Source organism: Lentilactobacillus raoultii (genome assembly GCF_900411375.1).
Taxonomy (GTDB): domain Bacteria; phylum Bacillota; class Bacilli; order Lactobacillales; family Lactobacillaceae; genus Lentilactobacillus; species Lentilactobacillus raoultii.
On sequence record NZ_LS422986.1, the window covers coordinates 243,206 to 260,168 of the forward strand.

Sequence of the window (16,963 nt, forward strand, 5' to 3'; positions counted from 1 at the left end):
CTACACACCGATTAAAATCGGTGGTTTCTGGGAACATCCGGTAGTATTTAGAACCAGGTCTAACTTACAGAACCGGACTTTGTGACCAAGGTTCGTCCCGAACCCGTAGCGTTGAGTTTTAAGCCCGCCTGCCGGATATTAACTGCCGCATTAATATCCCGATCGTGATGGGTCTGACACTGTGAACAGGTCCATTCCCGGATGGCTAAAGGCTTTTGACCGCTTTGAAACCCACAGTTAGAACACTGTTGACTGGTATAGCGGGGGTTAACCACAATTAATTGTTTGCCATACCAGTCACATTTATAAGTTAACATTTGACGAAATTGATACCAGCCGGCATTGGCAATCGAACGGGCTAACCGGTGATTCTTTTGCAGATTCTTGACTTTTAAATCTTCAATCACAATCACATCATACTTTTTAACCAGTTCGGTACTCAGCTGATGCAGGTAGTTTAAGCGTTGCTGGGCTACTCGGCCCTGATAGCGGGCTTTGATTTGCTGAGCGCGTTGCCAGTTTTGATAATCAAAGACATCGCGGTCCGTGAAATGCCGTTGGTCATGATTCCACTGACGGGCCCACTTGGTGGCTTGGTTTTTCCGGCGTTGATACTTCCGTTGCCAAAGGGTGGCTTGCCGAGTTAACCAATCAGCCTTTAAGGTGGGAAACTGTTGGCCATCTGAAGTAGTCACTAAATGGGCTAATCCCAGATCCAAGCCAACCACGCGGTGCGTCTTGGGCAACGGTTGGGGTTCCGGGCACTCCAATTGAATGGCCAGATAATATCGTCCCGTGGCGTCATGGGATAAAGTATATTGTTTAATCTGGCCATCTTTTAAGCAACCCGTTTTACTGGTTTTAACGTAACCCAACTTGGGAATTTTTAAATAACGTTTGGCAATGACCTGCACCGTGGATTTACCGGTATAGGATTGGCGGGGGTAATGCCGACTGTGAAACCGGGGCTTCCCCACTTGATGACTTTTATCCTGGAAAAAGTTGACCCAGGCTTGATTCAGATTGCGGGTGACCACTTGTAGACTGGAACTATCACTGAGCTTTAAAAAAGGATATTCAATTTTTAAAGCGGGCAGTAAATAATCTAATTGATAACGGTTGAGCCGTTTCAGCTCCGGATTATTTTCATACCGCTGGTTCATCATTGCTAACAGTTGATTCCAGACAAACCGGTCGTTACCAAAGAGCTGCCACAATTGAATCACTTGGTCGGGCTTGGGATAGAGCCGTAATTTAACCCCTTTAAGCATCGCTAGGCCCTCCTTTCAAATTTAAATGACCGTTAATGAGGACCAAAAGGTAGTGATTTCTGACCGAACTAACGCCACCTGGTGTTCCTTTAAGGTCTCCCTAATCAACCTTAAACAAGATTGCTAAAATAGTATAGCATATCCCCAAACGAACATTCCCTTAAGATTTAATTAAAACTATCGGCATTCATCCCCCGACTAAAGTCAGGGGCTTTCTGCCTGGAACTTTCAGTAAATGTCACCGATGGATATCTATATTGCCGATGTCTTTTTCGATGACAATACTGGCAAAAGTAAGCACCGCCCAATCTTAGTGGTTGATTACAATGACAAGTATTTAGTAACTTTCAAGATTACTACCAAGTTTGCTAACAAATCTAAGTCGATAAAACAATATTATTATCGTATTTTAGATCTTGGTGTTGCTGGTCTGCATAGACAATCTTATATAGACACGCTACAGCTTGTAAATATTACTCGAGATTATGTGTTAAGTAGACGGCCAATTGGTCAGTTAAGTAATCGCGATAAGGTCAATTTGTTCAAATTTATCAAAAATAACAAAGCAAAACAAAATTGAGATGTGCGATAGTAGCCTCCAGGTTGGCGAGGATAACTGATACCTGCACTGATCCAAAAAAATAAGCAGTCGGCTGATCGATAAACTTCTCCCGATCAAGCCCACTGCTTATTTTTGATTATTTGAATCTTGAACCCACTTTTCAATTAAAAGATGGACATCATGCGTATCCTCTCCCTGACTTTCAACTTCGGTTTCATTAATTAACCTAATAATTTGTTGCCAAAGCCTTTTTTCATTATCCAGGGATAATTTCCATGTGCTGTGAACTGCTCCAGCGTGGATGCGATTGATATCCTGATGGGTAGCATAATCCGTCACATCAGATTGCATGGCACCAAGAAATTGTTGGGTTTGGAATAGAATCATCTGTGCTACTGCCTGACTGTGTTTTTCAACCCACTCTGCTGAAATGTTGACGCCCTTCTTGGTGAGTTCAGGGTCCTCAGGGCCAAGTTGGGGGTCATGATGGGTCATTTGGTAGCTGGAATAATAGAATTCTTGAAAATTTTTAATGCTCTTCTTTTGCGTTACTTCTAATAGACCTTCATCCGTCATTTTCTTAATGGTGTAATAGAGTTGATTAGTTGGAATATGAACCTTTTGAGAAATCTCTTTTGATGTTAGGCCTGCTTTATTTTTAGTTGCCTTTAAAATGGCGATGACTTTTTCATCGGCCATTAACTTTGCTAATTTGGAAACCGGATTTTGTGACATTCTTTTCACCTCATCATTATCATAATGGCTTGACAAAAATTAATCAACCGACTATATTTTATTTACCTACTAAAAAAATTTAGTAGATAAACTTTTTTAAAATAGATTCGAGGCGGTTGATATTGGAAACTAAATTAGTCGAAGCTTCAAAGAATAATCAACCAACCAGTATCATTACTGATCGGCAATCTGATTGTCAAATTTTGAAAGACGTTACCAGTAATTTCATTAGTTCACTTAGTGGTGGGATGTTATCGCTTGCGATGGGATTGATGCTGTTGCATGATACGCATTCACCATTAAGTTTTGGTCTGGAAACCGCAATTGTTCCGATAGTTAGTTTACTTTTTTTAGTGCCAGTCGGTAACATTGTTGATCATTTTCGTCACAAAGTTATTTTAGTAACGAGTTTGTCGTTTAGATTAGGTGGCTTGCTGATGTTTGCACTAAGTTTGCCCCACTTCAACGGTGCTGATGAATTTGCTCCAGTTATCGGCTTTGTGATCGTGAATGCCATTTCAACCAATTTTAGTACGACGGCCTACACAGCCGCAGTTCATGAATTAGTGAATGAGCAAAAAATTCAAATCTTAGGCGCACTCACTCAAGCTGCAAGTTCGCTTTCATCTATTTTAGCGCCGGTTGTGGGCGTCATCTTATATACTATGATGGGTTTTGAATTACTGATTATGGTTGAGATTATTTCAACTATCATAGCGTTACTTATTTTAATATCAATGCACTTTCATTATCAAAATTCAAAAAGCTGCATCGGTGATGATTTGAAGAAGCGGGTGTCCCAACTAACTCATTTCAAAGTGGGCTTAAACTATATTAAAAGTCGCCCATTGATTCGAGACCTGATTTTTATGGCGATCGTGGTGAATCTTCTGTTCACAGCGGTGACAATTGGCCTGCCCTTCGTCATTACCAATCAATTGCATGCTGGAAATCAACCAGTGGGGGTCATTGAAACCGGCTTTTCTTTGGGATTGCTCGTCGGGAGTCTATTAATGTCCATGATTCCGAATAAGAAATATCTTTCCGTGAAAGTCCTATTACCCACTACAACAATGGGTCTTTGCATTATTCTGTTGGGGATGACGCTGACGGTTTTAAATCAGCCGAATCAACTTTCAATTGTCGGGGCCATGATGATGCTGGTAGCCGGATTAATGAGTGCCACCATGAATATCACAATTAATGTGCTCTTACAAACAACTGTTCCAGAACGGCTGCTGGGTAGAGTGAGTGCAATATTGACCACCTCGGTAACCGCCATTATGCCAATTGGCACGCTGATCTATACGGTCATCTTTCAGTTAAATTTAAAGGGGGCCTTGGTGATTGTGATGAGTGGCTGTCTCATGTTTGCTTATGGTTTGGGATTTGTAAAACGCCTGTTTGAAGACATTCGCCGAGACTATTTATTTAAAAAGGATTGACAAATCATCCCAGCTACTATAACCTACTAATTAATTCATTATTTATGGTAAATGATTTCACCCTAGAATAATGAGTAAATGCTGAATTAGAAAGTTAGACGGTTAATGAAAGAGAAGCGATGACGGTGTTTGAAGAATTTAAAGAACTTCATAATTATGTTAAAAAGAACTACGAACGGGGTAAGTATCAAAATACTGCTAATCAATCTCAAGAACAGTGGTCCAATGATACTGATACTAAGCAGTCGAAAACTGATCAAAGCGATTATCAAATGGGCTATGATCAAGCGGCCAAAGACTTTAAGGAGCATCAGGCCTTTCGACAATATCCACAAAAAACGGTCATGTTGGGAAACCAGCTGACTAACTATCAAATGACTGAAGTAGTTGATTTCATCAAAGGTTATCAAGCGGCTAAGTCGGAGCTGTTGGAAAAATAATTGAAATTAAACGAGCACCATTCTGGTAATTGGAATGGTGTTTTTTCGGAGGCGAATAAGGGAATATTAAGAAGCTATTGTGTTTAAAAGTTTAACTGATTTTGTCTCAGTCGATTTAGTGTTGTGCTAAACGCCTGCTGATTCTTCTTGTTTCTTATCAACAAGAAAGCAACGATTAATTCAATAACCCGAGTAGCAATGATAAATTCAATGAGAAACAATGATGTTTTCCCGGTAAAAACACTGTTGGTCGCTGGAAAACCAATTAAATCAATCATACTGTGGATAATGATTGAAATCCAAATAGTCCCAGTGTATAACGTAATAACGCTGAACAGAAAACCAATTCCAAAAGCTGCAAAGATTTGTAAGCAGGTTTGTAAAACGCCTTGGCTATTGATATTTTGTGCATGAAAGACACCAAAAACGAGGGAACTAATCAAGCTGGACCAAAATACTCTGGATTCAATAGGTCCTCTTGCCAAGGAAGCCAGTGGCCATAAAAATACATATCGAAACATAAATTCTTCCTTTATACCGGTCCAAATAATAGTGAATAAAATCAAATATAGAGGGCCTGGCGTTAAAGTTAAGTCAAAATGAAAGAATAATCGAGACCAGCTACCAGCTGACAATCCCAAGTTAAGAAGTAATGTTATCACTGCCAACAAAAGCCATCGATAATCAACATCTTTGTTAATTTTGAGCCTAGGCAGCTGATATCCCCAGTAAATCATTACGTAAGTGGTAATAGCCAAGCTTGTGAGAATAAAAATCCATATAATGGGGGACTGAATTGTAAAAGTGATGGTGGCGTTTAAATATCTTAACGACATAAATGATGCCGGTAAAATGGTCATGAACAAGATACCGATAGCAATTTGCCAGCTCGGTTGAGATATCGGTAATAGGATTGCCTTAATAAACGGTAACAGTGCGCCACCAAAAATGATTAGTGTAAGTGTTAATGTCAACCAAGCAAGATGCCGTGAGGTTGTGGGAAGGGATGATAACAAACTGATAGCGGTGAGCAAAGTAGTTGGAAATGAGAAGGTTAAGATTATTTTTACTAAGTGGTTGCCAACCTGTAAGAATTGGTGGTTGATATTTTTTCTATTAGAAATTAAAAATCCAAAGAAAGTTGTCAAGATACCCAAAATAACTGTAGTTAAAGTAAGCAAAGATGAAAGAGAATTGACAAAAAAGATAATTATAACGATACCAATTAATAAACACTCTATTTTAAAAGCTAGTAAGTATTTGTTCATATTTATTAGATCCCTTTATAAAATCTAGTTGATTACTCGTCTCATCGTTCCGTTAGTCTCATTATACCAACTGGGAGCGTTTAGTGATGTAATACCAACGCCACCGGTATCCGATTGGCCGTGGTCATGCAAGAATAGGTGATCACCCAGATAGATGGCAACGTGTGAATTGACCTGTCCTCTAGCATTTGTGAAAAAGAAAAGATCACCGCGCTTCATGTGATGAAAACTAACCGGCTTACCCATTGTCACCAAGGTGAAAGTTGTGACACTATCCAAGTTGCCAAGAGTGATACCGGCCTTGCTGTAGCAATACCTGACAAAAGAGGAACAGTCGAATCGGTGGTGATTGATATCGGTTAAGTTTCGACCGCCACCATAATCATATTTGGAATGCCCGACCAATTTTAGTCCCGCATTAATGGCCGCTTCAATTTGTGGTTGATGGCCTCTGAGTGCGCTTAGATCACGAAAACGGATTTGCTGCGCACTGATCCAATAGGATTGGTGATTCTGTGTAAATTTGATATAGCCGGCTCGCTGATTATGATTTAAATCATCTCGAACCTGACCGATAATGGCCGCCTTTAAATAATGGGCGGCCGCGGTTCCTAGATAATGTGACCCCTTAGTGCCGGCCGGGGCTGAATAAAGTTTGGCATTATCAGTTGTAATAGTTAGTTTGTACGGGAAACGATAGGCCTGATAAACATGATTGGGAACAATTGCCTGTTTAACATCCATAATCGGGGCCGGTGTATCATTAGGATCCCATGTCGCTTTAACAAAAATGGCACTTATACCAATCAGGACGATTAAGCTCAGTCCCCAAGTTATTAATTTTCGATGTTTTGTTATCATTTTAGCCACCCTCACCCAGATAAAGTTATTAGTTTATTTTTAGCATGATAAGCAGAGGCTGACGATAATTTTGATATAAACTTATTGCTTTCTTAGAAAAGGTGAGTGGCCGAAGATTTAAATCAACCCAAAAATTGTCATTGGACGGTTTGACCACCAGTGAGTATGATGATGACAAGTACCATCACTTAAAACCTGAGACAATGAAAGGAAAGTGATCATCTTGAAAATTGTTCTATTGGATGGCTATGCCTTGAATCATGATCTGAATTGGCAAGTGCTGCGCCAACTGGGGAATTGCCAGCTTTATGATCGGACACCGGTTGATGACGATGCGGAAATTTTAAAAAGAATTGGGGATGCCGAAATTGTTTTAACGCATAAAACGCCCCTTGATGATGCGGTGATTCGTCAGGCGCCAAAGTTGACTTATATCGGTGTTATGGGAACGGGTTACGATGTGATTGATCTTGAGAGTGCCAAACAACATCAAGTGACCGTTACCAATATCCCGACCTATGCCACAGCAGCAGTGGCTCAATTTACCTTTTCGCTATTACTGGAAATTACCGGGCAGGTTGGTCTGCATAATCAGTTGGTTCATGAAGGAAAATGGGGAAAGACGGCCGATTTCACTTTCTGGGATAAACCACTTTTAGAATTACAGGGCAAAACGCTAGGCCTGATTGGCTATGGTCGAATTGCACAAAAGGTTGCCGAATTGGGGCATGCTTTTTCAATGAAAGTGATCTTTTATAATCATCGACCAAGAGATAACGCGCAATCATGGGCCAAGCAAGTTGAACTAGCGGACTTGGTTAAAACTGCCGACGTGATTAGTCTTCACGTGATTCAAACACCGGATACGATTGGCTTGATCAATCAGACTACGCTTGATCAAATGAAGGATGGTGTGATTCTGCTTAATACCGCACGGGGAAAATTGGTTGATGAATCCGCCTTGGCAACCGCACTCAATAAAGGTAAGGTTTCGGCATATGGAACAGATGTGGTTTCGAAAGAACCAATTCAAACGACTAATCCACTCTTAACCGCTAAAAATTGTTACATCACACCGCACATTGCTTGGGCACCGCTTGAAACCCGAGAACGACTGCTAACAATTACAGTAAATAATCTGAAAAGCTATTTGCGTGATGTGCCACAGAACGTTGTTGGTTAGTTTTGTGAGATTAGGTGCTGAGAAGTAGAGTTAAAAATTTTTTTGGGGGGGTAGTTTAAAGATTATGGAAACTGGTTTTTCAGTGAATGAATGGATAATATATTGAAGAAAAATCAGTTTTCCCTTTTATTGATTGAGTAATGCTTAAGTGTTACCATGTAATTACGGGAGGTGCTATTTATGAAAGCACGTAAACAAGGTAACACTTTAGTTTTAAGTATTCCTAAGCAATTTAATGTCGCTGAGGGTACTGAATTCATGAGCATGCAAGGCTCAGATGGTAGTTTGATTTATACACCCAAAGCACCTAATATCTACCAAGATCCTAAATATTCCAAAACTAATCTACGATTCGTGTCTCAAGACATGAATGATCGTCTCACTGGTCGGGAGGAGGTCTAATGTCCAACAATTTGATACCGAGTTACAACTATCATGGGTATACCCCTCAGCAAGGGGATCTGGTTTATTTGAACTTCAATCCAAGTGTTGGCCGGGAGATTAAAAAACGTCGTCCGGCTATTGTCGTGAGTAGTGATTCTTTTAATTTGCGAACAGGTTTTGTGACCATTTGTCCAATTACTAGTACAGTTAGAGACTTACCGTTTTTTGTTGATTTAAATAGTAATAAACTGCATGGACAGATTAATGCTTCACAACTCCGAACAATTGATTTCATGACTAAAGAACGTCAGATTGAATTTGTGGAAAAGGCTACCAGTATGGATTTCATGCGGACAGTTAAAATAATCATGGATGGATTGGGCTTTGATAAAATCATTAATAATCTTTAAGAGCCGTTAAACTAAAATTTGAACCTAAAATTTGAACTAAAATTTGTAGAATAACGAAGGCTTTAAACAAAATTTTCCAACTGTTGGTGATTCCAGAAATGGGTTCGATAGGTCGCTTAAATTAGACCCCTAGTCAATTTAGAGTCTTAACGCTATAATGTGATTAACTCTAATTAAATGTGAGTGAATCAAAATTGGAAGAAGCGGGTAGGATGATAGTTGAAAATCGGTGGTCATGGGGTCGGCAAATCACTTTGGCGATTGTGCTGTTTTTGCTGTTTAATTTGATGAGCTTTTTGTTCTATAACGCAGCATTTATTGATCAAGCCATTGCCGACACCATTTTTGCGCTATTAGCGCTGGGATTAACGGTTTGGGCTCTTAAATCCACTAAGGTGTTTACCCATCGGTTGACGCTGAGCAGGCCGTTACTCATTTGGGGACTGGTGTGTCTCGTGGCGCTTGGAATTGTTTTCACCTTCGCTGACGTGCCGCAGCATATTATCATGGTTTTTCAAACTCACCATTTGCTTGTTAATACACTGATCGCTCTGGCAGCGGCAATTTTTGAAGAGTCGATTTGTCGAGGACTATTTTTATCGGCATTTTTGACCCATGCTCAGTACAATGGTCGGTCGTACAAATTAACCCGATCGGCAATCTACTCGTCGGTACTCTTTGGTATTTTCCATCTAGTGAATTTATTTGGTGGACATCCTGGTGCTGTTTTCCAACAAATCTTCTGGGCATTCGTAATCGGAGTTTTTCTGTCAGCGCTTAGATTGACGACTAATTCACTTGTTTGGCCCATGCTGGTTCACTTTTTGCTGGATTGGTTCCCAAGTGCCGCTACGCAACTTGATATTAAGGAAAGTAGTTGGTCCCTTATTTTGATTATTTTTGGTTTCCTATTAGTAGTGAGTCTGGTCTACTTGGTTCAGTTGGATCGGGCCCTTCAATCTCAAACAACTTCGCATGGCAAGATGGTCTCACCGGCTCATTGAGCGATTTTAATAGATTATGATTAATAAAAGTAACGAAAAAGTCACCCGACAAGTAAAATTGCCGAGTGACTTTTTATAACAATTAATTAATAATGAGGCGCCCACTTAGTATTCCGGATGGCTTCAACCACTGAATGAATGGGTTGTTGATTCAATTGTTGCTCGACAGCGCTCTGGGCAACGGCTTCAGCGACGGTTTCTGAAAACTCAGCCAGTTTGGAAACCGGTGGTAAAACAGCCGCACCAGGCTTTTTTACGTCAACAATGCCACCCAATGAATGGGCAGCAGCTGAAATCATTTGATCATTGAGTACTTTAGCAGTGCTAGCGATGGCTCCTAAGCCTAAGCCGGGGTAAATCAATGCATTGTTGGCCTGACCAATTTCATACGTCACTCCATGGTACTCAACGGGCTTGGACGGGATGCCGGTAGCCACCAACGCACGGCCATCGGTCCATTTGATCAGGTCATCGGCGTGGGCTTCAATTAATTTAGTCGGATTTGAAATCGGAAAAATAATGGGACGGTCCGTGTGAGCTGCCATTTCTTTTACCACAGTTTCGGTGAAAGCACCGGCCTTGGTTGAAGTGCCAACCATAATTGTGGGGTGGACGGCTTTGACGACACTTAATAAATCAGTGAGGTCATCGGCGTTCTCGAATTCCTCTCGAGAACGGGCAAAGGGCTTCTGTTCCGGCGTCAAATTAGGCGTATCGTTAAACAATAGTCCTTGTTTGTCCACTAGATAAAAATGTTTCCGGGCTTCTTCCGAACTTAAGCCGAGGGTCACCATTTCTTCAAAAATCCGTTGGGTGATTCCAGCCCCAGCAGTCCCTGCGCCAAAACACAAGTAACGTTGATTCGTTAGTGATTGTTTTGAAATGTTTAAAGCGCCAAGAATTCCGGCCAAGACGATAATTCCAGTCCCTTGGATATCATCATTAAACACCAGATTGTTAGCCTTGAAGCGATTCAAAATTGTCGCTGCGTTATCACGACCAAAATCTTCGAAATGTAAATAAACGTGTGGAAAGAGTGTCTCCACTGCTTTGACGAACTGGGTGATAAACTGATGATATTGGGAACCTTGGATTCTGGGATGCTGGTTTCCTAAATACATCGGGTCATGAAGTAATTGCTGATTATCTGTCCCGACATCCAGGACTACGGGTAGCACTTGTTGAGGATCAATTCCGGCCGCAGCTGTATAAACCATTAATTTGCCAACCGCAATATCGACACCCTGAGTCCCCCAATCGCCAATTCCGAGAATGCCTTCACCATCCGTTACGACCACTAGTCGGATGTCACGTCCAGCCGCCGCATTCTCCAAACTTTCCGCGAGGGTATCTGGTTCATCAATTGATAAAAAGGCTGCATTTTGTGGTTGAACAAATAGCTGACTGTAATGTTCCACCGTAGTTGCAATCGTCGGGTCATAGACAATCGGCATCATTTCGGCAACGTGTTGGCTGAAAACTTTATAGAATAAAACCCGATTTTCGTTGAAAATGGTCATGAGAAATAATCGTTTTTCAAGATCAGTTGATTTCTGTTGGTACTGGCCGTAAACTTGCTCGGCTTGCTGCTCAAGAGTTTGGACTTTTAACGGCAGCAGTCCGGTTAACCCCAGCTGGTGACGTTCCGCCTGAGTAAAAGCGGTTCCCTTATTTTTAAATGGATCGGTTAAAATGTTATTAGTCGACATGTCATCACTGACTTTCTATTTAGTAGTTTATCGTCAGTATGCACAGGAACTGCTATTATAGTCAAACTTGGTTGACTTGATTAAAAATATTAATAACGTTTGGCATTAAGCGATCACGCTGAATTTAATTTACAGCGAGATAAACTGGCTGATACTTGTGACTAATTTAATTGAGGATAGTTTGGAGTTTGAATAAGTCACTGATAAAGGCTTGTTCATGATCATCGGCCAAATAATTTTTTCGAGTTGCGATAGAGATGTTAAAACGTTCGGGTAAGGGATTTTCCAAAGCAGTTAGCGAAAGTTCATCGGATGGCCGGATGGCGTCTTTAACCAATAAACCAATGCCGGCATTTCTTTCAACCAGCCGTTTCATGGTTTCGATGCTTTGGGTTTCAAAAATAATGTGGGGATGAAACTTAGCTTGATTGGAATAGACTTTTAGCACTTCTGAGTGAATAAAGCGTCCGTTAAGTGTGATAAAAGGCTCGCTTTTAAGCTTGGCAAAGGAAATGGATTGGGATTGACTCAACCAATGAGTCTTTGATGAAATAACGACAAATTGTCGGCTAGTTAAAAAGGTAGTATTAATTACGTTGTTTTGAAGTGGCAAGGGACTTCCCAAGAGTGCAATGTCAATTTTGCCACCTTGAAGATCCAGTAAGAGCTGCTGAGAGCCGGTTTCGTCGACCTCCAGATCTTCTAATAAATGGTCTTGAATAATGCCATCAATAATTAATGGGAAATAAAGTGAACCGATGATGGGCGGTAAGCCAAAGCGAATCTTTTTACTGGTATATTGGTCAATTTCCAGGTTGGCTAGCTTAGCGTCTCGAAGCATGTTACTAGCGTGGCGATAAAGAATTTCACCGGCGGGTGTGATTTGAATCAGCCCTTTGGAACGGTTGCGAAAGGCCAATTTGGTTTTCAGCGAGGCTTCCAGTCGTTTAATCGCTAAGGTCACCGTCGGCTGTTCCACGTTAAAATGCTTGGCGACGCCGGTAAAAGTTCCGACTTGATAAAGGTAGCAAAAGTATTCCAAATCTCTTAATTTCATAAGGTCAACCTCGATTAATGGTGGGATGGGTACATAACTGAATTAATGCTTAAATTATTTTGAGGATGCTTTGAATTTTTGAAGAAGATAGCTATTAATAAGTTCTTACTTTCTATTCTACTGAATTTACTGATTAAAGGAAACGGCAGGGGTATCATGGTAAAGAAGTCAATATTGAAATTTTTCTTTGGTTAATAATGCCCATATTACTTTTAAGCTTTAAGTAAGGAGACAACATTATGCAGAAAAAAACACAACATCGTCAATTTTATAAAAAAGTCACCTTTTGGTTGGGCCTGTTTCTAGTAGTGACTAATATATACTTAATGATCAAAAACGGAGGCCTCGATTTCAATTTCTTAGCTGATTTCATTGCTTTTGCCGTTGGTATTGTGCTATTAATTGATGTTTTTTTCGACTCAAAGAAAGCTAAATAGTCCACCCTAAATAGGCAATTCCCGGTGAAAATGTGAGGACTAACCCTAAACAAATTCCCAAGCCTGCCAGAAAGAGTAATTGCTGACCGCTAATTTTGGGTCGTCGGCCAACTGGGATCTGACCCGTTATCAAATAGTGGATGAGTGATTGGCAAGTCGACAATCTAAAAGGCTTAGTAATCTTGATCAGTGTGAGGCAAAGCATAACGCCAATCGTTGAAAAAGCGGTTGTTAGCATCATGGCGTAAGTGAAGAGAAGCCAGCGACTGCTGAGAAGAGAGGCATAGGCGGCCATGATCGCTATGCCGATACCCAATGCCAGTTGCCGACTTTGTTTTAAAATTGCCTTTGCCTGCATGGCAACCAGTTTGTCGTCTAACAATTCGTCTATTGTGATGTTGTACAGGTCACAAAGGAAGACCAGGCTTTGGATGTCTGGGGTTGATTGGCCGGTTTCCCAGTGTGGGATAGTCTGTCTTGAGACATGAATTTGATTTGCCAGTTCAGCTTGAGTGAGCCGGTTTTCTTTTCGATAAGCAATCAATCGCTCACGTAGCATAAATTTCCTCCTTTAATTACCAATCTTCGATGACTTTTAAGTATAGTGTACCTCATTTTAAGAAAAACAATTTAGCAGCACTATAAAATTGGCAGTTCGCAAACTATAGTTTCCGGTTTGCAGTTTAAAATTGCTGGTTGTCAATAGTAGTTGACATTTCATCTTTTAATGACCGATCCGCTATTTTCTTTATGAAATCTATGGTAGTTTAAGGTCAAGTTGAAAAGGAGGAAACGGCCAATGGCACTTGGAAATGATTTTTTGAGTCAACAAATTCATGGTATGGGAATGGGTTTAGGGTTTGTCATTTCGCTTGGAAAGGGCAAGGAACCTGGTTCTCAAATTGTGCTGCCAAAGAAACAAACCGGCGTGTTGCAGTATCGGGATCGAATTAATGATTTGATACAAAGGAAAGCTTATCAGTCGGCTAAACAGTATGTTGCAGCGTTGGCAATGGCAATTCCGCATCGCGATTATTTAAATATTGAAAAGTGGTTTTATCAACGGGTCCAAGCGTTGGATGATCATGAATTGTCGGAAATGGGATTGGGACGACATGAGATTGAATGCCGACTGACAGTGGTTAAGACGCAAATTAGTCGGCTACCATGATTTATTTTCGACTTTGGAAGTAAACATTGCCGGAAGTTAAAATTGTTTTTCCTGTGTGGGCTTATTTTTAAGTCTAAATCACAGGAATTTATATTGCTTTATTAGAATAAAAAGAATATACTAATTAAACAATATAAGTAAAGGAGCTCTATCTATGACAGAAAAAGGAAAGAATGTCTCAACATTGAGTAACCAGAATAAGTTTAAAAGTTCGACGGGAAAAGAAAGCGGCCGACAAAAAGTCATTCTCGTACTTGCACTCATAGGTGCTTTTCTTGGGGTCTTGGATACATCGATTGTTTACACGGGGACCGTTAAAATGGCAGCTCAGCTTCACTTAACTGCTGGGTCATTGTCGTGGGTTCAGGTTTCTTATGCCTTGACATATGCAGGCTTTATGTTAATTGGTGGAAAGCTGGGTGATCTCTATGGCCGAAAAGCCCTATTCATTATCAGTCTGATTATTTTTGGAACTGGGAGTTTAGCCGTGGGAGCGGCAATTAACGCACCGATGATTATTAGTTTCCGAGCTGTTCAGGGAATTGGTGCTGCAATTCTTGCTCCCAATTGTTTGGCATTGCTAACGGATACTTTTGAAGGTCAGGCAAGACAAAAAGCGATCGGCTATTATGCATCAGTGATTGGTGCTGGTGCTGCCATCGGACTCGTTATTGGTGGCTTTTTTGCAACGTTTGCCTCTTGGAGAGTAGGCTTTTATATTAATGGGCCCATTGCTCTTGTTATGGTCATTATTGCAGCCAAGGTCCTGTCCAGATCGCAAATTCAAGTCGGAAAAATTGATTGGCTAGGGACCATTTTGTCCGTTTTGGCAATGACTTCCCTATCTTATGGCCTTGATGGGAGTCCGTGGCCAATACCAACTTTAATTATCTCGCTGGTTTTGTGGGTAGGGTTTATTATTAGTCAAGGAAAAGTCTTTCAGCCAACAATGCCACTTGAAATTTTTAAAGATCGGGAACGGACAGCGTCATATCTTAGTTCACTCTTGTTTAGTGCGGCTGGAATTGGCTTTTGGTTCTATACGCCTCAATTTTTACAAGGGGTTCTTGGGTTAAGTCCCTTTATTACTGCCTTGGGAATGGTACCGATGGCAATCCTACTTTTCATTGTGGCAATTCGCGCAAGAAGTTTAGTTGCACACTGGGGGAATTCCAGAGTGATGGTAGGCGGATTTTTGATTGTTTTGTTGTCGATGCTTGAACTGTCTGCTGTTTCACATTCAGCTAACTACTGGCTATTATTAATTGGGACGTTAGGTTTTGCAATCGGGTTTGCACTTGCATTTGCAACGCTTGCAACTTCGGGATTGGCAAGAATTCGTCGAGAAGTTTCCGGGGCAGCATCAGGCGTTTATAATACGGCCCGCCAATTTGGTGGTGCATTAGGATTGGCGATTTTTGCGGCATTTACCGGTGCGGTTTCCAAAATCTCAGATATTTTTGGCCAATCAATGTTGATTGGCGGTGGTTTAACTTTATTGGGACTATTATTAGTAATTATTCTGATTGTTCCAAGAGAAAAAAAGGAAACAGAATAATTTAAACGATAGATTTGGTATAATAGAATATACTTAATCAACTAATTGGAGGTAAACACTATGGCCTTTTCTATCGCATTCTCACAGGCACTGGAAATTGCTGCTTACGTTGGCATTAAATCAGACGAGGAACGGTATGACTATTTATCAATCGACAAAATATCTGAAAAATTAAATATACCAGTTCCCAGCATTAAAAGAATTTCTTCTCTACTAAAAAGAACCGGCATTTTGAGTTCAAAAACCGGCATCTATGGTGGCTTACGATTGGCAAAACCAGCTTCGCAAATAACTTTTTACGATATTTTAGTCGCTACTGAAGGCACAAATCAGTTGTTTAAGGTACATGAAGATTTTGACGTAACGGCCTTTCAAGATCATAACAAAGTTAAAAATTGGTTGCAGGAAAGTTCAAAAATACTGAATGAAGCAGAAGATGCCATGGTGGCAGTTCTTAAGAAAACGAGCCTTGATGATGTTGGTTAGTGCTTTTTGCACAACAAAAGTCAGCCACTCAACCACTCAATCGTCACCGGCAAGGAATTAATGTGTGGCAGATGGTGGAATAATGCTCGGTTAACGTAAATAACGGCTGGTGAATGATGGCTCGAGGCTTGGTGAACATGAACACTGAGTCTCTTTTTTTGATTGGAAATTGTTACATCGCAAAGGTAATTACCCGTTTTGGGCAGTTGCTGTAGGCGACTGGAAGGATTGACGATTGATAAGCCGTCGATTTGGGCGCGAATTAGTTTGCCGGTGGTTTCGTAGGAATGACCTAGTAGGCGGTTGGCTTCCGTGATTTTCCCCTGACTAATTAATTTACGAATGCGAGTTGAACTGATTTTGGTGTGTTGACTATCCAATTCCTTAACGGTAACGGTTTTAATTAACTGATCACTAATGGCGGCCATTGAATCGATAGTGGTGGTTCCACCTTGGCCAAAGGTATAGTCAAACCCGGCCACCACGATTTTAGCATTTAATCCGATGACATAGCGGTTGATGAAGGCCTTGGGCGAAAGGCTGGCAAATTGATGATTGAAATCAACCACGTACAATATATCGGCGTGTAATTTTTTAATCAATTCTGTTTTTTGTTTCAGGGTGGTTAAATATCGAAACGAAGCCGATGGGCCGTGGTTGAAAATTCGTGAGGCATGGCGGTTGAAGGTCATTACCGCCAATGGCAACCTTTTCTTCGATGCAATTTTGGCGGCTGTTTGAATGACAAACTGATGGCCTTTATGAACCCCGTCAAAAAAACCGAGGGCCAACACAATCGGCTGCTTTGGTGGGGTGATTGCGTGTTGATGATGTGAATTAAGATAAATAATCTGCATGAGCAAGTGCTCCCAAAATTTAGAATAGGTAATCCTAAATACTTAGTTTCAATCATAAGGGATTCAGGATATCGGCACAACTATCTTTTGGAGATATGAGGATAGTTGGCAAAATAAAAGCTGGG

19 protein-coding genes are annotated in these 16,963 nt (G+C 40.8%); 11 read left to right on the forward strand and 8 right to left on the reverse strand.

Translation table 11 applies throughout. From position 1 onward, the window contains the following. Positions 1-59: 59 nt before the first annotated feature. A complete protein-coding gene (locus ED605_RS06860) occupies positions 60-1,271 on the reverse strand; it encodes an RNA-guided endonuclease InsQ/TnpB family protein (RefSeq protein WP_121978151.1) in 1,212 nt (403 codons plus the stop codon). Positions 1,272-1,506: 235 nt separating this feature from the next. On the opposite strand from ED605_RS06860, the gene ED605_RS06865 reads away from it, so the two are divergent. Next, a complete protein-coding gene (locus ED605_RS06865; RefSeq protein ID WP_121978152.1) occupies positions 1,507-1,851 on the forward strand; it encodes a type II toxin-antitoxin system PemK/MazF family toxin in 345 nt (114 codons plus the stop codon). 108 nt (positions 1,852-1,959) lie between these two features. Here ED605_RS06865 and ED605_RS06870 read toward each other — a convergent pair whose 3' ends face one another. Continuing rightward, entirely contained in the window at positions 1,960-2,568 is a 609-nt protein-coding gene (locus tag ED605_RS06870) for a winged helix-turn-helix domain-containing protein (protein ID WP_121978153.1), read from the reverse strand. Positions 2,569-2,690: 122 nt separating this feature from the next. Here ED605_RS06870 and ED605_RS06875 point away from each other — a divergent pair, with 122 nt between their 5' ends. After that, entirely contained in the window at positions 2,691-4,013 is a 1,323-nt protein-coding gene (locus tag ED605_RS06875) for an MFS transporter (protein ID WP_225419069.1), read from the forward strand. A gap of 119 nt (positions 4,014-4,132) precedes the next feature. Beyond that, the gene (locus ED605_RS06880; RefSeq protein WP_225419070.1) at positions 4,133-4,453 is read left to right on the forward strand and encodes a hypothetical protein; all 321 of its coding nucleotides are present in this window, start codon (positions 4,133-4,135) and stop codon (positions 4,451-4,453) included. A gap of 83 nt (positions 4,454-4,536) precedes the next feature. Here ED605_RS06880 and ED605_RS06885 read toward each other — a convergent pair whose 3' ends face one another. Together ED605_RS06885 and ED605_RS06890 are read right to left on the reverse strand one after the other, a co-directional pair. Then, positions 4,537-5,721, reverse strand: coding sequence for a CPBP family intramembrane glutamic endopeptidase (locus ED605_RS06885; RefSeq protein WP_121978154.1), 1,185 nt, complete (start codon positions 5,719-5,721; stop codon positions 4,537-4,539). A gap of 24 nt (positions 5,722-5,745) precedes the next feature. Beyond that, positions 5,746-6,582: a C40 family peptidase gene (locus ED605_RS06890; protein ID WP_121978155.1), complete on the reverse strand. Its 837-nt coding sequence runs from the start codon at positions 6,580-6,582 to the stop codon at positions 5,746-5,748. Between the two features lie 223 nt (positions 6,583-6,805). Between ED605_RS06890 and ED605_RS06895 the strand changes: the two genes are divergently transcribed. The 4 genes from ED605_RS06895 to ED605_RS06910 all read left to right on the forward strand — a co-directional run bounded on the left by ED605_RS06895 (position 6,806) and on the right by ED605_RS06910 (position 9,563). Beyond that, a complete protein-coding gene (locus ED605_RS06895) occupies positions 6,806-7,765 on the forward strand; it encodes a D-2-hydroxyacid dehydrogenase (protein ID WP_121978156.1) in 960 nt (319 codons plus the stop codon). 180 nt (positions 7,766-7,945) lie between these two features. Continuing rightward, positions 7,946-8,167: a type II toxin-antitoxin system PemI/MazE family antitoxin gene (gene mazE, locus ED605_RS06900; protein ID WP_121978157.1), complete on the forward strand. Its 222-nt coding sequence runs from the start codon at positions 7,946-7,948 to the stop codon at positions 8,165-8,167. Further along, on the forward strand, positions 8,167-8,559 hold the full coding sequence (locus tag ED605_RS06905) for a type II toxin-antitoxin system PemK/MazF family toxin (protein WP_121978158.1): 393 nt from the start codon (positions 8,167-8,169) through the stop codon (positions 8,557-8,559). The genes mazE and ED605_RS06905 overlap by 1 nt, the downstream gene beginning before the upstream one ends. A 212-nt stretch (positions 8,560-8,771) precedes the next feature. After that, complete coding sequence (locus ED605_RS06910) at positions 8,772-9,563, forward strand: CPBP family intramembrane glutamic endopeptidase (RefSeq protein WP_121978159.1); 792 nt, start codon at positions 8,772-8,774, stop codon at positions 9,561-9,563. 86 nt (positions 9,564-9,649) lie between these two features. Here ED605_RS06910 and ED605_RS06915 read toward each other — a convergent pair whose 3' ends face one another. Together ED605_RS06915 and ED605_RS06920 are read right to left on the reverse strand one after the other, a co-directional pair. Then, positions 9,650-11,272: a malolactic enzyme gene (locus ED605_RS06915; RefSeq protein ID WP_121978160.1), complete on the reverse strand. Its 1,623-nt coding sequence runs from the start codon at positions 11,270-11,272 to the stop codon at positions 9,650-9,652. A gap of 166 nt (positions 11,273-11,438) precedes the next feature. Continuing rightward, positions 11,439-12,329: a LysR family transcriptional regulator gene (locus ED605_RS06920; protein WP_121978161.1), complete on the reverse strand. Its 891-nt coding sequence runs from the start codon at positions 12,327-12,329 to the stop codon at positions 11,439-11,441. 239 nt (positions 12,330-12,568) lie between these two features. Here ED605_RS06920 and ED605_RS06925 point away from each other — a divergent pair, with 239 nt between their 5' ends. Next, the gene (locus ED605_RS06925) at positions 12,569-12,766 is read left to right on the forward strand and encodes a hypothetical protein (protein ID WP_121978162.1); all 198 of its coding nucleotides are present in this window, start codon (positions 12,569-12,571) and stop codon (positions 12,764-12,766) included. Here the strand turns inward: ED605_RS06925 and ED605_RS06930 are convergent. Continuing rightward, positions 12,759-13,325 carry a helix-turn-helix transcriptional regulator gene (locus ED605_RS06930; protein ID WP_121978163.1) on the reverse strand — a complete coding sequence of 189 codons (567 nt, stop codon included), beginning with the start codon at positions 13,323-13,325 and terminating at the stop codon, positions 12,759-12,761. The genes ED605_RS06925 and ED605_RS06930 overlap by 8 nt on opposite strands. 240 nt (positions 13,326-13,565) lie before the next feature. Between ED605_RS06930 and ED605_RS06935 the strand changes: the two genes are divergently transcribed. The 3 genes from ED605_RS06935 (at position 13,566) to ED605_RS06945 (ending at position 15,981) form a co-directional block, all read left to right on the forward strand. Next, a complete protein-coding gene (locus ED605_RS06935; RefSeq protein ID WP_121978164.1) occupies positions 13,566-13,937 on the forward strand; it encodes a DUF6483 family protein in 372 nt (123 codons plus the stop codon). A gap of 154 nt (positions 13,938-14,091) precedes the next feature. Continuing rightward, entirely contained in the window at positions 14,092-15,495 is a 1,404-nt protein-coding gene (locus tag ED605_RS06940) for an MFS transporter (protein WP_121978165.1), read from the forward strand. 60 nt (positions 15,496-15,555) lie between these two features. Continuing rightward, positions 15,556-15,981 (forward strand): RrF2 family transcriptional regulator, encoded by a 426-nt coding sequence (locus ED605_RS06945; protein ID WP_121978166.1) that lies wholly within the window; start codon positions 15,556-15,558, stop codon positions 15,979-15,981. A 20-nt stretch (positions 15,982-16,001) separates the two neighbouring features. Here ED605_RS06945 and ED605_RS06950 read toward each other — a convergent pair whose 3' ends face one another. Continuing rightward, positions 16,002-16,838 carry an FAD synthetase family protein gene (locus ED605_RS06950; protein WP_121978167.1) on the reverse strand — a complete coding sequence of 279 codons (837 nt, stop codon included), beginning with the start codon at positions 16,836-16,838 and terminating at the stop codon, positions 16,002-16,004. Positions 16,839-16,963 lie beyond the last annotated feature (125 nt).